The sequence below is a fragment of the Actinoplanes sp. NPDC051388 genome, from assembly GCF_055586225.1.
On sequence record NZ_JBVJIP010000006.1, the window covers coordinates 142,979 to 155,189 of the forward strand.

The 12,211-nt window shown below is 70.4% G+C and carries 13 protein-coding genes and 1 pseudogene; 8 read left to right on the plus strand and 6 right to left on the minus strand.

Features of this window, described 5'->3' with window-relative positions:
* Window positions 1-44 precede the first annotated feature (44 nt).
* The 3 genes from ACZ6TI_RS17195 (at window position 45) to ACZ6TI_RS17205 (ending at window position 3,897) form a co-directional block, all read left to right on the plus strand.
* Window positions 45-383 (plus strand): hypothetical protein, encoded by a 339-nt coding sequence (locus ACZ6TI_RS17195; protein ID WP_465346038.1) that lies wholly within the window; start codon window positions 45-47, stop codon window positions 381-383.
* On the plus strand, window positions 289-2,124 hold the full coding sequence (locus tag ACZ6TI_RS17200; protein WP_465346039.1) for an MMPL family transporter: 1,836 nt from the start codon (window positions 289-291) through the stop codon (window positions 2,122-2,124). Before ACZ6TI_RS17195 ends, ACZ6TI_RS17200 begins: the two co-directional genes overlap by 95 nt.
* A 282-nt stretch (window positions 2,125-2,406) precedes the next feature.
* The gene (locus ACZ6TI_RS17205) at window positions 2,407-3,897 is read left to right on the plus strand and encodes a GGDEF domain-containing protein (protein WP_465346040.1); all 1,491 of its coding nucleotides are present in this window, start codon (window positions 2,407-2,409) and stop codon (window positions 3,895-3,897) included.
* Window positions 3,898-3,907: 10 nt separating this feature from the next.
* Here the strand turns inward: ACZ6TI_RS17205 and ACZ6TI_RS17210 are convergent, their stop codons facing one another.
* The 4 genes from ACZ6TI_RS17210 to ACZ6TI_RS17225 are packed head-to-tail and all read right to left on the minus strand — an operon-like array spanning window position 3,908 to window position 6,574.
* Complete coding sequence (locus ACZ6TI_RS17210) at window positions 3,908-4,486, minus strand: hypothetical protein (protein WP_465346041.1); 579 nt, start codon at window positions 4,484-4,486, stop codon at window positions 3,908-3,910.
* 18 nt (window positions 4,487-4,504) lie between these two features.
* A complete protein-coding gene (locus ACZ6TI_RS17215; protein ID WP_465346042.1) occupies window positions 4,505-5,602 on the minus strand; it encodes an AAA family ATPase in 1,098 nt (365 codons plus the stop codon).
* The gene (gene pnuC, locus ACZ6TI_RS17220) at window positions 5,599-6,216 is read right to left on the minus strand and encodes a nicotinamide riboside transporter PnuC (RefSeq protein WP_465346043.1); all 618 of its coding nucleotides are present in this window, start codon (window positions 6,214-6,216) and stop codon (window positions 5,599-5,601) included. The genes ACZ6TI_RS17215 and pnuC overlap by 4 nt, the downstream gene beginning before the upstream one ends.
* A gap of 25 nt (window positions 6,217-6,241) precedes the next feature.
* Window positions 6,242-6,574 carry an Atu4866 domain-containing protein gene (locus tag ACZ6TI_RS17225; protein ID WP_465346044.1) on the minus strand — a complete coding sequence of 111 codons (333 nt, stop codon included), beginning with the start codon at window positions 6,572-6,574 and terminating at the stop codon, window positions 6,242-6,244.
* A 109-nt stretch (window positions 6,575-6,683) separates the two neighbouring features.
* Here ACZ6TI_RS17225 and ACZ6TI_RS17230 point away from each other — a divergent pair, with 109 nt between their 5' ends.
* The 3 genes and pseudogenes from ACZ6TI_RS17230 to ACZ6TI_RS17240 all read left to right on the plus strand — a co-directional run bounded on the left by ACZ6TI_RS17230 (window position 6,684) and on the right by ACZ6TI_RS17240 (window position 8,713).
* On the plus strand, window positions 6,684-8,120 hold the full coding sequence (locus ACZ6TI_RS17230; protein WP_465346045.1) for a glycoside hydrolase family 76 protein: 1,437 nt from the start codon (window positions 6,684-6,686) through the stop codon (window positions 8,118-8,120).
* Between the two features lie 130 nt (window positions 8,121-8,250).
* Window positions 8,251-8,478: pseudogene (locus tag ACZ6TI_RS17235) on the plus strand (diguanylate cyclase domain-containing protein); the annotation flags it as partial.
* A gap of 79 nt (window positions 8,479-8,557) precedes the next feature.
* A complete protein-coding gene (locus ACZ6TI_RS17240) occupies window positions 8,558-8,713 on the plus strand; it encodes a hypothetical protein (protein WP_465346337.1) in 156 nt (51 codons plus the stop codon).
* Here the strand turns inward: ACZ6TI_RS17240 and ACZ6TI_RS17245 are convergent.
* Entirely contained in the window at window positions 8,673-9,284 is a 612-nt protein-coding gene (locus tag ACZ6TI_RS17245; protein WP_465346046.1) for a TetR/AcrR family transcriptional regulator, read from the minus strand. The genes ACZ6TI_RS17240 and ACZ6TI_RS17245 overlap by 41 nt on opposite strands.
* Window positions 9,285-9,456: 172 nt before the next feature.
* Between ACZ6TI_RS17245 and ACZ6TI_RS17250 the strand changes: the two genes are divergently transcribed.
* Window positions 9,457-10,359 carry an ABC transporter permease gene (locus ACZ6TI_RS17250; protein ID WP_465346047.1) on the plus strand — a complete coding sequence of 301 codons (903 nt, stop codon included), beginning with the start codon at window positions 9,457-9,459 and terminating at the stop codon, window positions 10,357-10,359.
* Complete coding sequence (locus tag ACZ6TI_RS17255) at window positions 10,352-11,131, plus strand: ABC transporter ATP-binding protein (protein WP_465346048.1); 780 nt, start codon at window positions 10,352-10,354, stop codon at window positions 11,129-11,131. Before ACZ6TI_RS17250 ends, ACZ6TI_RS17255 begins: the two co-directional genes overlap by 8 nt.
* 21 nt (window positions 11,132-11,152) lie before the next feature.
* On the opposite strand, the gene ACZ6TI_RS17260 is transcribed toward ACZ6TI_RS17255, so the two are convergent.
* Window positions 11,153-12,166, minus strand: a complete 1,014-nt coding sequence (locus ACZ6TI_RS17260) for a coiled-coil domain-containing protein (RefSeq protein ID WP_465346049.1) — start codon at window positions 12,164-12,166, stop codon at window positions 11,153-11,155.
* Window positions 12,167-12,211: the final 45 nt, after the last annotated feature.

Here is a 12,211-nt window from a genome sequence, read left to right on the forward strand (position 1 = left end):
CCGAGAGTGCACGGGACGACGAATCCCGTATCGGAGGACCCACCGTGTCTGCCCTTCTGCGCCGCATCGGCGGTGCCACGGCCGCACATCCCGTGCGTACGCTCAGTGCCTGGCTCTTGATCGTGGTCGCGGCCACGCTGCTCAACTCGTTCTTCGGCGGCGAGCCGCGCGACAACTACAACATTCCCGGCACGCCGTCGCAGGCCGGCACGGAGTTCCTGCGGGCGACCGTGCCCGCCGCGGCCGGGGCCGACGCCCGGGTGATCGTGCACGACCGCCGGCCACTCGGTGGACCCCGCCCTGCTCACCGAGGTCAGCACCAGACTGACCGGTCTGCCCGGGGTCGCCGCCGTGGCGCCGCCGCGGATGTCCGCCGACGGTGACACCGCCCTGCTCGCGGTGAGCTACGACGTGCCGGTGACCGACTTCCGCGGCACCGAGGGCGTGGACGCGCTGGACTCGGCGGTGAACCCGGCCCGCGACGCCGGCCTGCAGGTCGAGCTCGGCGGATCGGTGCCGGAGAACTTCTCGGCGCCGAACGGCGTCGCCGAGGGCATCGGCATCGTGGCGGCGCTGCTGATCCTGCTGTTCGCGCTCGGCTCGGTGGTGGCCGCCGGGCTGCCGCTGCTGGTCGCGATGTTCGGGCTGGGCGTGGGCATGGCGGTGATCGGCCTGCTCTCGGCGGTCACCGACATCAGCGGCACGGCCCCGACCGTGGCCGTGATGGTCGGCCTCGGCGTCGGCATCGACTACGCGCTGCTGCTGGTCGCCCGGCACCTCGACGGCCTGCGCGACGGCCTGAGCCCGCGCGACGCCGCGGCCGAGTCGACCGCGACGGCCGGCCGGTCCGTGGTGATCGCCGGGCTCACCGTGCTCGTGTCGCTCTTCGGCCTGAAGCTGTCGACGCTGCCGGTCTACTCGTCCTTCGGGTACGCCACCTTCGCCACGGTCGGCGCGGTGATGGTCGCCGCGCTGACGCTGGTCCCGGCGCTCTGCGCGCTGGCCGGCCGCCGGGTGATGCCGCGCCGGGCCCGCCGTGGCCGCGTCGCGACCGGACCCGGCGCCATCGCGAACTGGGCGCGCCGGGTGGCGGCCCGGCCGGTGCTGGCCGCCGTGCTGTCCCTGATCGCTCTCGCCGCGCTGGCCGCGCCGCTGCTCGGCATGCGCACCTGGCCGCAGGACGCGGGCACCCAGCCCGAGTCGAACACGGTCCGGCGGGCCTATGACCTGGTGGCCGCCGAGTACGGCCCGGGCGCGAACGGCACGATGATCGTGGCGGTGGGCGATGCCGACGCCGGCGCGGTCACCGCGACCCTGCGGGCTCTGCCCGGAGTGGCGCTGGTCAGCGCGGCCGCGCCCGGCGTGCTGGTGGTCGAGCCGGCCACCGCACCGTCCGACGAGGACACCGCGGAGCTGGTGCGGCGGGTGCGCGCGGCGGTGCCGGACGGCGTGCACGTGACCGGCGCGGTGGCCACCTATGCGGACATCTCCGATCGGCTGGCGAGCCGGCTCTGGGTGGTGATCGGCTTCGTGGTGGCGCTCTCCGTGCTGTTGCTGACCGTGCTGCTGCGCGCGCCGGTGGTCGCGCTCAAGGCGGCGGCGATGAACCTGCTCTCGGTGGCGGCCGCGTTCGGCGTGGTCACCGCGCTGTTCCAGACCGACACCGGCGCGCGCCTGATCGGTCTGCCGCACGGGAACCCGGTGTCCAGCTGGGTGCCGATCCTGATGTTCACCGTCCTGTTCGGACTCTCCATGGACTACGAGGTGTTCCTGCTCTCCCGGGTGCGCGAGGACTATCTGGCCACCGGGGACGCGAACGGCAGCGTGGTGCGCGGGCTGGCCGCCACCGGACGGGTCATCACCGGCGCGGCGGCGATCATGATCGCGGTGTTCGCCGGTTTCGCGCTCGACCCGGACGTCACCGTGAAGACGCTCGGCGTCGGCATGGCGGTCGCCGTGCTGATCGACGCGACCATCGTCCGGATGGTGCTGGTGCCGGCCACGATGGCGCTGATCGGCCGGGCCAACTGGTGGCTGCCGGGCTGGCTGGACCGCCTGCTGCCGAACGTCGAGGGCCGCCCGGCCCCGGCCGCCGAACCGCGGCGGGAACTCGTCCGGCAATGAGGTCAGGAGCTTGCCGGCGTCACCGGCTCGGAGCCGAGGCGGTTGGACGGCGTCCTGAGTAACCGACGGCCCCCTCGCCGTCGCTCAGTGTTACCTTGAGCGACGGCGAGGATCAGCTTTGGAGAAAAACGCAAAAGGGAAAAACTCCGTCGTATCAGTCTCCGGTCTTGGCATGGGCAGCAAAGCCTCGATACTGAGGGCATGGCGGAGTGGATCGAGGGCGACCGGCGCTTGCCCGTGCCTGTAACCGCTTACGGGAATCTCCAGCTATTTGCGTTTAAAGTGCATCAACTCGCCACCACCGGCCGTGCTCCCGAGGCGCTCGAGGCCGCGAACGCCTTCCTGGTCATCGCGCAGATGCTCGGTGACGAGAAATCGGTCAACTTCCTGCATCAAGGCCGGATGTACGCATATCTGGACATGGGCCGGATCGACGAGGCGACCGCGATCGGCGAGGAGCTGCTCCGCACCCACCGCCGGACCGGCAACGTGCTCGCCGAGGCGAAGGTGCTGTGCGACCTGGCCCAGATGCGGGTGCTGCAGACGCGATACGTGGACGGCATGCGCTATCTGGCGCGGGCCGGGATGCTGCTGGACGCGAGTCCGCGCACCGACCGGCACCGCTCGGCGACGTGCTCGTTCGCCCAGGCGGCCGCGGTGGCGCAGATGTACGAGACGGCCGCCGAGGCATACGAGGGGCTGGTGCTGCTGGACGAGCGCCCCGGCCGGACCACGTCGTTCGACCTGATCTACTCGCGCACGCTGCTCTATTGGGGCGTGCGCCTGGCACACGTGGGCCGCGCCGACGAGTCGGCCACCCGGCTGCGCCGCAGCGCCGCGATCACCCGGCGCTGGCTCGACCAGCACCCCGGCGACCCGTGCATGACCGCGGTCCAGGCGCTGGCGCTGGCCAAGCTCGGCGACACCGCGACCGCGGAGAAGCTGGCGAGCACCGCGGTGATGCCGCTGCGGGCCAACGCGAGCTGGGAGTTCGCCCGGATGGCCCACCTGGCCCTGGGGATCAGCCTGCGCGAGGCGGGCGAGCTCGCCGAGTCCCGCCGCGAACTGCTCGCCGCACACCAGCTGTGCAGCTTCACCGCGCATCCGGACGAGCGTCCGATCATCCGTTACGAGATGGGCCTGACCGCGCTCGCCCTGGACGGCGGCCAGCCCAGCCGGGACCTGTTCGCCGCGGTGGAAAATCAGGTGCGCGAGCTGTGGCTGCTGCGCCTGCAGCGGGTCGGCATGCTGCGCCAGGCCCGCCAGCGCGAGGAGCTGGAGGCGGCGCGAGCGCAAGCCGAGCAGGAGAGCCGCCGCGACGCGCTCACCGGCCTGGGCAACCGGCGCCACTTCGACCAGCTGATGGAGAAGGTGGACGAGGGCGCGCTGGGCCGGCCGCTCACCCTGCTGCTGGTCGACCTGGACCACTTCAAGGCGGTCAACGACGCCTTCTCCCACACCACCGGCGACCGGGTGTTGCGCGAGGTGGCCGCGTTGCTGCGCGGCCACTGCCGGCCGGGCGACGAGGCGGTCCGCTACGCCGGCGACGAGTTCGTGCTGTTCCTGCGCGGCGACACGACCGCGGCCCGAGACCTGGCCGAGCGGATCCGCCAGGAGGTGGCCCGGCTCGACCTGCTCCCGGGCGTCCGCCTGACGGTGAGCGTAGGCCTGGCCGAGCTGACCGAGGGCGTAACGGGAGAGGCCCTCTTCCGAGCGGTCGACGAGCGCCTCTACGCCGCAAAGTGGAGCGGCCGAAACGCCATAGCCGCCTGACCCGGCCGGGTCAGAGGGGGTAGACGACGCCGGACTTGCCGCTGTACGGGTGGCGGGTGCCGTCTCGTTCGTAGCCGGTGTTGGGGGCGTCCAGCCAGACGACGTAGGGCTGGCCCTTCTCGAGGCCGGTGATCGTGCCGGTGACCGTGCAACCGCTGCCCGCGGCGACGTCCTGCCAGGTGTAGGCCGGCTGGTTGCCGGAGATCAGCGGCTGCGGGACCGCGGTGATGCGGTAGTCCGAGTTGTGCTGCCGCGGCCAGGTCACCTTGAGCGAGCCGGCGGCCGGCTCGACCGTCATCGGGATCAGCACCGGGTCGACCGTCCAGCTCTTCGCGCAGTCCGGGTCGACCGGCAGGAAACTCACCGGGGGCAGGGCCGGAGCGGTGGTTCCGCTGCCGCGCGACGCGGACGGGCTCGGCGTCGGACTGCCGGTCGCGCTGACGATCCAGCCGGCGTCGCTGACCGGACCGGGCGCGGCCGACTCGGACGGGGCCGGCACCATCGTGCTGTCCAGTCCGAGCGCTCCACACCCCGCCAGCATCAGCGGCACCACCAGCGCCACCACGCTCAGAGCAGTCTTCCGCCGCATGCGGCCTCCCCGTCGAAGTCACTTTCCAATCGGCGCGGATCCCCCGGCGCTTAGCGGGTCGACGAAAGACCACCCCCGCGCGATCAGGTCGTCGGTCGCGCGCACCGCGGCGCGGAGTCGGTCGGCGAAGCTTCCGCTCAACACCACGTGGGGTACGCCCACCGCACCCAACTCGCCCCGGAACCGCCCGGTCATCCAGCCCCGGATCGCCTCCCCGTCCCGCAACCCGTCGTCCTCGAACGGCACCCCCACGTGGTCGGTGAGCAGATACAGGTCGGGCCGGCGTACCAGAGAAGCAACCTGGACCGAGGCACTGCCCAGATAGCGTTCCTCCCAGATCGTGGTGGCCAGGGCGTCGGTGTCGCCGAACAGCACCGGCGACCCGTCCCGCGCGGCCCGGTCCTCGGCGGCGTTCTGTTCCGTCGCCACCGCGACGAAATCGGCGCGATCCCAGGTCACGTCCTCGACCACCGCCGACGGCCGCACCCTGCGCAGGGCCTCGAGCTTGCGGGCGGTCAGCTCCCGCCCGAACTCGGGCACCCACCGCGTCGCCCGCCACACCCCGCCGCGCAGCCGGAAGTGCCGCGCCAGCGCCCGGGCCATCGTGGTGGTGCCGGTCGACTCGGCCCCGACCACGATCACCCGGCGGGCGAGCCAGCCGCGCACGCCGGGCCCGATCAGATCCCAGTGCGCGATCGGGTCGGCCCGGATCGCCGTCCCGGACACCGGCACCCGCTGCCGGCCGAGATCGACGGTCACCGCCTCGGCCCCGAACCGCTCGGCGAGTTCGGCGCCGTAGGGCTCGGAGGAGAACACCGCGTCGACCCGGTCGGTGCCGGCCGCGCCCCGGAACACGCCGACGTGCCGTTCCCAGGCCAGCGGGTCGTCGTAGTCGACCGGGAAGTCGTCGTGCCGGCCGACCACCTCGACGTGCGCCGGATGCGCTTCCCGCAGCCATCGCAGGCGCAGCTCGAGCGGCACCGACTCGGCGGACGACGGCGCCACCACCACGATCACCTTGTCGCAGGCCGCCGCCGCGGCGTCGATGAGCAGGTGGTGCCCGGCGTGCGGCGGATAGAACTTGCCGACCACCAAGCCGAGCCCGAACCTCTTCACGCGGCCGCCTTGACCGGCACCGCGGCCCGCCAGGAGCGCAGGCCGAAGACGCACAGGGTGAGGAACGCGATGTAGAGCAGGGCGGTCAGCCACAGGCCCTTGTAACCGTAGAGAGGGATGTAGATCAGGTCGGCGGCGATCCACAGCCACCAGCTCTGCACCAGCTTGCGGGTCTGGCCATAGGTGGCCAGCAACGACAGCGCGGTGGTCGACGCGTCGGCCAGCGGCACCGTGGAACCCGTGAACCGGTCGAGGAAGAAATACAGCCCGCCGGTCAGCAGCACGCCCGCCACCGCCAGCCCGCGCCATTCGGGCGCCGTCGTGTTCCGCACCCGCAGAGAGGTGTGCTGGGCGCCGCCGTAGAGCCATGCCCACCAGCCGTAGAAGCCCAGCACCACATAGACGATCTGCAGGCCCGCGTCGGCATAGAGCCCGACCGACCAGAAGACCAGCATCAGCAGCAGGACGTTGAGGATGCCCACCGGCCAGTTGGCGATGTGCCGCACCACCAGCAGCCAGACGTTGATCAGGCCGGTGGCGAAGCCGAGCACCTCCGCCCAGCTGGTGCCGGCGCCGAGGGCGGTGAGTGCGGTGCTGTTCAGCCAGTCGATCACCGGGCCAGCATCGCATTGAAAGTTTTCAGGCGGGGTGCAGCTCGTGCCCGGCCATCTCGATCAGCTCGCCGCGGAACCGCGCGGGTGTCCACAGTCCACTGTCGTCGCGCAGCCGGAGTCCGGTGCGGTCCAGCAAGTAGGAGCCGTGTGCCGGCCGGGCGCGGCCACGGACGCTCACCTCGTACCGGAAATCGGCGGTGAGGGTGAGCCGCACGAAGCCGTCGGCGCTGCACCAGACCCCAGCCACGGCCGGGATCGCGGGGTCGATCCGGACCGGGGCCGGCGCGAGCGCGGCGCCCTCGCCGCTCATCGCGAGGGCGAGCAGGGAGGCCGAGCCGAGGATGGTGGTGTCGCGCATGGTGCATCCTTCGGTCGCACCGGGCTCGGATGAAGGGGAACGCCGGTTGCTTTTCTTATCAGCAGGCATTGACGCCTGGCTATCTTTACGGTTTGTTACAAGTATGTCGATGCGTAGGCTTGCCGGTTTCGCGATCGTCACCACCGCTGCGACCCTGGTCGCCGCCCCCCTCGCCGCTTCCCCCGCACAGGCCGCCCAGGTCGTCTGTAACAGATATTGCGACGGCCGGGACGCGGGGCTCGCACCCGCCGACCGCGTGCCGGTGAGCAGCTCGCTCTACGGCCGCACGTTCCGGCTGCACGTCAACGACACCGACGCGATGGCGTGGGGCACGGTCGACGGCGGCCGGGCGGGCGACGAGGTCTGGCTGGACCGGTCCTTCGACGGCGGCCGCTCCTGGCCGGACAACGGCCGCCTCGGCAACACCGTCGTCCCGGCCGGTTCGACCGGCTGGCGCACCGGGCAGTTCAACGTCGACGACTGGGCCGCGCGCGGCGTGGGCGCCATCCGCACCTGCGGCAAGGCCGGCGATCGGCCGGAGATCTCGTGCACGGCCTGGGCCAGAACCACCTGGAACGCCTGGGACCGGCGCACCGCCGCCGCCACCGCGCTGATGATGCGCTGGGACCGCGGCACCGGCCTCTTCGACGGCAACGGCTGGTGGACCGGCGCGAACGGGATGTCCGCGCTGATCGAGAGCATCCGGGTGAGCGGGATGCACAGCTACGAGTACGCGATCGCGGAGACCTACAACCGCAACATCAACTCGCGTCAGGGCCAGTTCCGCAACGAATATCTGGACGACACCGGCTGGTGGGGCCTGGCCTGGGTGGCGGCCTACGACCTGACCGGCGACAGCCGCTATCTGAACACCGCCCGCGCGGACGCCGACCACATGCACGCCTACTGGGACACCCGATGTGGCGGCGGCGTCTGGTGGAGCACCGCCCGCACCTACAAGAACGCCATTTCCAACAGCCTCTACATCCAGCTCAACGCTCAGCTGTCCCAGCGGATCGCGGGCGACAGCGTCTATCGCCAGCGGGCCCAGGCCGGCTGGTCCTGGTTCCAGAGCACCGGCATGATCAACGGCTCGAACCTGGTGAACGACGGCATCAATCTCAGCACCTGCCGCAACAACGGCGACGTGACCTGGACCTACAACCAGGGCGTGCTGATGAACGCGCTGGTGCAGCTCAACCGGCTGACCGGGGACGCGAACGCGCTGGCCACCGCGCGCCGGGTGGGCGACGCGATGACCACGAGCTCCTATCTGAGCCCGGGCGGGATCCTGCGGGAGCCGAACGAGGTCGGGTGCGGCGGTGACGGCGCCTCCTTCAAGGGCGCCGCGATCCGAGGGCTGGGCGTGCTGAACTCGGCGGCGGGTGGCGCGTACACGACCTATCTGCGGCGGCAGGCGGACAGCAACTCCGCGAACAACCGGAACACGCTCGACGAGTACGGCAGCCACTGGGCCGGCCCGTTCGTCGCCACCAACCACAGCTGCCAGCACAGCGTTCTCGACCTGCTCAACGCCACACCCTGAGCACCTCAATGACGAGCCCGGCAGCAACGGGATCGTCAGCAACTCACGGGACATCACCGAGACCCCGCTGATCCAGGAGCGGCTCAGTCACGAGGCCACCCACGACTCGCTGACCGGCCTGGCCAACCGTGTGCTCTTCGCCGACCGGCTGTCGGCGGCGGTCGGGCACACCGACCGGCGGGCCCGGTTCAGCATCGTGCTGGTCGACCTGGACGACTTCAAGACGGTCAACGACACCCTCGGTCACGCGGTCGGCGACGCGCTGCTCTGGGACGACGACGACCAGATCTCGGTCTCGGTGAACGTGTCCGCCCGCCAGCTTCGCGACCCGCACTTCGCCGCGGAGGTGGCCGACGCGCTCGCCGACAGCGGCCTGCCGGCCCGGCGCCTGACGCTGGAGATCACCGAGTCGACCGCCGTCGGTGGCGGCCTTCGGCATGGAGGCGGTGGCGGAGGGTGTGGAGACCGCCGAGCAGGCCGCGCACCTGACCGCCGTGGGTTATCCCCGGGCGCTGGGCTATCACTTCGCCCGGCCGATGCCGGCCGGCGAGCTCACCGCACTGCGGGCGGACCGGCTTTCAGTGCCGCGGTGACCGCCTCGGTCAGCTTTTCCAGGTAGTCGTCGCCGATCGGGATGCGGGCCACCGCGAGCCGCCAGTAGAGCGGCCCGAGGATCAGGTCGACGGCCAGCTCCGGGTCGGCGGTCGGCGGCAGCTCGCCCCGGGCCACCGCCTGGCCGACCAGCTTGTCCCCCACCGAGTGCTGGTGGGTGCGCAGCGCTTGATGCAGCGTCTCGGCGATCTGCGGGTTGCGGGAGGCCTCGGCCATCAGGTCGGGGATGATCTGGGACGCGATCCGGTGCTGCAGCGCCTTGCTCACGATCATCATGAGCAGCTGCAGATCGCCGGCGAACGTGCCGGTGTCGGGCAACGGCACCGAGCGGCCGGCGACATCGGACACGATCTCGAGGACCATCTCGAGTTTGTTGGACCAGCGGCGGTAGATTGCGGTCTTGCCCACACCGGCGCGACGAGCCACCGCCTCGATGGACAGCCGGCCGTAACCAACCTCGGCCAGCTCGTTCATCACCGCGTTGCGGATCGCCACCGTGATGTCCCCGCGGAGGACGGCGGCTCCGGCCGGTGCACGCTTGCTTGTCGCCACCCGGTGACTATAGCGCTACGACGTAACGGTTGCGTTCCGCCGTTAGGTCGGATACCGTCATTCGGACGTCGATACGCTTGCGTTTCGTCGGTGGATACTGGTTAGTGTGTTGTCGCGCAAGTCTCCCAGGTCCCCTCGATCCCAGGGACCGACCAGATCGGAGCGCCCTCCCATGCCCCAGACGGCGGTCGCCGATTCCGGCACCAGCGTCTCCCTCAAGGAGCTGGCCGAGCGGAACGGCCTGCACGCGGCCTCCGCCCTGCCGAGCCTTCCGGCGTATGTCCGGGAGATCTGGGCCTACCGGCACTTCATCACGGCGTACGCGAACGCGAAGATCACGTCGTCGCTCGGCACCACGCGGCTGGGCATGCTGTGGCAGGTCCTGACGCCGATACTCAACGCCGCGGTGTACTACGTGATCTTCGGCGTGCTGCTCAACACCAAGCGCGACATCGACAACTTCATCGTCTATCTGTGCGCCGGGGTGTTCCTCTTCGGCTTCACCCAGACGGTGACCCAGGCCGGCGTGGGCTCGATCACCGGCAACCTGGGGCTGATCCGCGCACTGCACTTCCCGCGGGCCGCGTTGCCCATCTCGATCGTGCTGACCGAGTTGCGCAACATGACGGCCTCGATGGGCGTGCTGATCCTGATCGTGCTGATCACCGGCGAGCCGATCACCGTGGAATGGCTGCTGGTGCCGCTGGTCCTGCTGGTTCAGGCGATCTTCAATCTCGGCTTGGCGATGCTCGGCGGCCGGCTCGGCTCCAAGCTCACCGACATCCGGCAGATCGTGCCGTTCTTCATGCGCTTCTGGATGTACGGATCCGCGGTGCTCTACCCGGTGACCCACTTCACCACCGCGCTGAAGGACCACCCCACCCTGCTCGCCATCGTCGAGGCGAACCCGCTGCTGGTCTACATCGAGCTGATGCGGCACGCGCTGATGGAGGACATCCCGCTGGCCAACGACGTCTGGGTGCTGTGGCTCGAGGCGATCGCCTGGGCCGTGGTCATGTTCGGCATCGGCTTCGTCTACTTCTGGCGCGGAGAGAAGGGCTACGGCCGTGGTTGACCTCACCGACGAGCGGGTGCCCACGGTCATCGTGGACGACGCGCACATCGTCTACCGGGTGCACGGTTCGGCCAGCCCGGGCAGCGGCAGCCCGGTGGCCAGCTTCAAGCGGCTCGTCACCCGCACCAAGGCGGCCCAGATCCGCGAGGTGCACGCGATCAAGGGCGTCACCTTCGTCGCCTACCGCGGCGAGGCGATCGGCGTGGTGGGCAGCAACGGGTCGGGCAAGTCCACTTTGCTGCGGGCGATCGCCGGGCTGATGCCGGCCGAGCGCGGCGCGATCTATGCGGCCGGCCAGCCGTCGCTGCTGGGCGTGAACGCGGCGCTGATGAACGACCTGCCCGGCGAGCGCAACGTGATGCTCGGCTGCCTCGCGATGGGCATGTCGCCGGCCGAGGTGCGGGCCAAGACGCCGGAGATCATCGAGTTCTCCGGCATCAACGAGCGCGGCGACTTCAGCTCGCTGCCGATGCGCACCTATTCGTCCGGCATGGCGGCCCGGCTGCGGTTCTCGATCTCGGCGGCGAAGAAGCACGACGTGCTGCTGATCGACGAGGCGCTGGCCACCGGTGACGCCAAGTTCCGCCGGCGCAGCGAGCAGCGGATCCGCGACCTGCGGGCGGACGCCGGCACGGTGTTCCTGGTCAGCCACAGCGAGCAGACCATCAAGGACACCTGCGAGCGCAGCATCTGGCTGGAGTCGGGCGTGATCCGCGCGGACGGTCCGACCGAGGATGTGATGAAGCAGTACGAGACCTACATGCGTAAGTAGGCCCCGCACTGCCTCGTCAGGTCACTTCACCGACAGGTGCACGTGGTTCGTGTGATCGCTGGACGGGTCGCCGCCCGCTCCCGAATACGACTTCCAGCCACTGCTGGGCAGCCAGATCCGGCGGAACCAGATCACGTAGAGAACGCCCAGCGTCCCCGAGTTGTTGATGAAGTAATTCGCCAGGTTGTTGCCGTAGGTCCTGCTGCTGCCGGTGGCGGCGCCGCCGAAGCCGCTCTTGTCGGCGGCGAAGTCGCACGCCCGCCCCTTGGGATGCTCACCGCTGTTCTGCTGGCGGAAGCAGTGCACGTAACGCTTGAAGCCCGCCTGCTGGGCTTCCTTCATCGCATGCAGGAGCCGCGGCGTGATGCAGCCGCCGCTGGTCGGGTCGTTGACCGAGCAGCCGCCGCTCAGGTTGCCGCCGGGACTGGCCTTCTGGCTGGAGCCGCTGCCTCCGCCGCCCGGGGAACCGGTGTCCCGGCCCTGGTTGGCCGCCTTCAGCGCGTTTTCCGCCTGGGCCTTGCGCTTGGCCATCACGGTCAGCTGTTTCTGCTGGTCGCGGATCTCGTTGTCGACCGCCGCCTTGGCACGCAGCTGCCGATCCCGCGAGTCCTTGAGCTCACGCAGCGCGGTGTCCTGCTTGATCGCGACGGTCTGCAGGGTCTCCGCGCGGTCCAGCATGCTGCCGGTGGACGACGCGTTGAGCAGCGCCGTCATCGGTCCGAGCCGGCCGGTGCGATAGGTCTGCCCGGCGATGTCGTCGAGCGCGGCCTGCCGCGGCCCGAGCTCGCCCTCGATCTGCTTGAGCAGCTTGGTCAGCTGCAGCTGGCGCTTCTTGGAGGCGTCCAGCGCCTCCTTGGCCTCGACGAAGCCCTTGGACGCCGCCTCCAGCTGCTCGATCAGTGACTTCGAGCCACCCTCGCCGTCGTCGCCGTTGTCGCCCGGCGCGGCCAGTGGGTTCGGTGCGGCGGCGGCCGGTGCGGGGGGGGCGAACGCCAGCCCGCCCACGGGGAAGAGAAACAAAAACAACAAAGCCACCCGTCTTCTGGTAGAGGTTTGTCCCCTTGCTTCCTTTCTCTCCCC

Coding starts and splice junctions, on each gene's coding strand:
- ACZ6TI_RS17240 (WP_465346337.1), top strand. CDS start 8,558: ATGGAGGCGGTGGCGGAGGGTGTGGAGACCGCCGAGCAGGCCGCGCAC.
- ACZ6TI_RS17225 (WP_465346044.1), bottom strand. CDS start 6,574: ATGCGCGACACCACCATCCTCGGCTCGGCCTCCCTGCTCGCCCTCGCG.
- ACZ6TI_RS17210 (WP_465346041.1), bottom strand. CDS start 4,486: ATGCGGCGGAAGACTGCTCTGAGCGTGGTGGCGCTGGTGGTGCCGCTG.
- ACZ6TI_RS17230 (WP_465346045.1), top strand. CDS start 6,684: ATGCGTAGGCTTGCCGGTTTCGCGATCGTCACCACCGCTGCGACCCTG.
- ACZ6TI_RS17250 (WP_465346047.1), top strand. CDS start 9,457: ATGCCCCAGACGGCGGTCGCCGATTCCGGCACCAGCGTCTCCCTCAAG.